Origin of the sequence: Candidatus Nitrosotalea sp. FS, assembly GCF_011319475.1 — an archaeon.
In the GTDB taxonomy this organism is placed as follows: Archaea; Thermoproteota; Nitrososphaeria; order Nitrososphaerales; family Nitrosopumilaceae; genus Nitrosotalea.
In genome coordinates this window covers 1-1,451 of record NZ_RCMC01000211.1, presented here as the reverse complement: position 1 = coordinate 1,451, position 1,451 = coordinate 1, and the positions used below count along the sequence as shown (strand labels likewise).

Sequence of the window (1,451 nt, the reverse complement as noted above, 5' to 3'; positions counted from 1 at the left end):
TTTTGGAAACCAATTTCAGACAATGTAAAAGAAGACAAGGACACGAGCCACGGTATGCTGAGAGTAGAAGTATCATGCAAGAATTGTGGATCACATCTTGGCCATGTCTTTGATGACGGTCCAGACCCAACAGGCTTGCGATACTGCATAAACTCTGTTTCACTTAAACTTGATAGTGTTTAACAGAATATTCTTTAACATTCGTAAAATCCAAAATCACATGCATGAATAACAATTACAAAATTTACAGTATCAAACGCATATAATGAAAAATCCTAATTTGCCACTATCATACTGGTTTAGCCCATCCACGTTCAACAAGCATCTTTGACGTGTTGTAAGATACACATGCAGGATGACCATCTTCTGCTTTGATAACCAATTGAAGACTATTTTTACATTGTACATTATTTGCTGCAACTCCTGAGTTGAACTGCTTTAAAGGAGTATGACTTGCTGCTGAAAAATTATAGAACCTTGGGCCACTGCCTAAAATAACATTATCACAATTATGCGAGTCCATTGTAGGATAAGATGTAGATACAACCTTCTTAGTTGTGATGTCTACAGTTACCTCTGCCTCCCAATCTTNTGCATAGTCTGGTAAAGTGTAGGCACAATCTACTTCAGTATAGAGAGTTGTTGATGCACCATTAGTCCATTTTAATCCGGTATTGTAGTCTTGTTGGTTGTGGTGTACAGATTGGTCCACATATACTATATCCGCCGTGTTTGCAGAAATATTGCACCCACTACATGCATATGCAGTTATAAGCCAACCTCCTTGTTCTAAGCATTCAGTTGTTGAACAGCCCGAGCTTGGGTAAAAGTCTGCATTAAGCCATTGTTCTACATACGCAGAACCTAAGTGACTATAGATGCCGGTGTTGAAAGACGGTAAACGAAGTTCTGCATAGTTTCCATAATAGGAAATCGTTCCGCTGTTTAGATCAGTTTGTTCCACAGTTGAGTAACCAGGAGATGTCCCTAGAGAACCTGCTGGGCCACGGCAAATATGTGATGCCATACTAGGATAGTCTGCATATACAACCTTCTTAGTTGTTAGATCTATTTCTACCCATGCCCACCAATCAATGTCACATGCAACAGGTGCACTACTTGAAGGTGCTTTTAGATCAACAATGGCATATTGCCATTTAAAATCAGGTGTTCCAGCTTTGTTGTTTCCAAGAAATGCCATATGTACATATTGCCATCCATGAGACCAGTTTTGAAGTTCAGGAACGGCTAGTGCAGCAGCACTTACTGCTTGACTCTCAGATTGCGATAGTGTTGGAGATGCAGCCTCAATATGACGAGGCAGAGATATTGCGTTCACATTAGAAAGTATCATAGTTGGTGATACCAGTGTCAATCCGATTATCAACGATGCCAAGACTGTAACTATTTTTGTTTTGGTTTTTTGTATTTTCATTTTTATTCTCCTTTAT

The 1,451-nt window shown here is 39.3% G+C and carries 2 protein-coding genes; one reads left to right on the top strand and one right to left on the bottom strand.

Annotated features, from left to right (window positions below; all coding sequences use genetic code 11):
• Positions 1-183, top strand: a 183-nt coding sequence (locus DYY66_RS07885) for a peptide-methionine (R)-S-oxide reductase (protein WP_178085592.1), incomplete at its 5' end; no start/stop codon positions are given.
• 409 nt (positions 184-592) lie between these two features.
• Here DYY66_RS07885 and DYY66_RS07880 read toward each other — a convergent pair.
• The coding region (locus tag DYY66_RS07880; RefSeq protein ID WP_218583676.1) for a hypothetical protein at positions 593-1,435 on the bottom strand (843 nt) is incomplete at its 3' end.
• Positions 1,436-1,451: the final 16 nt, after the last annotated feature.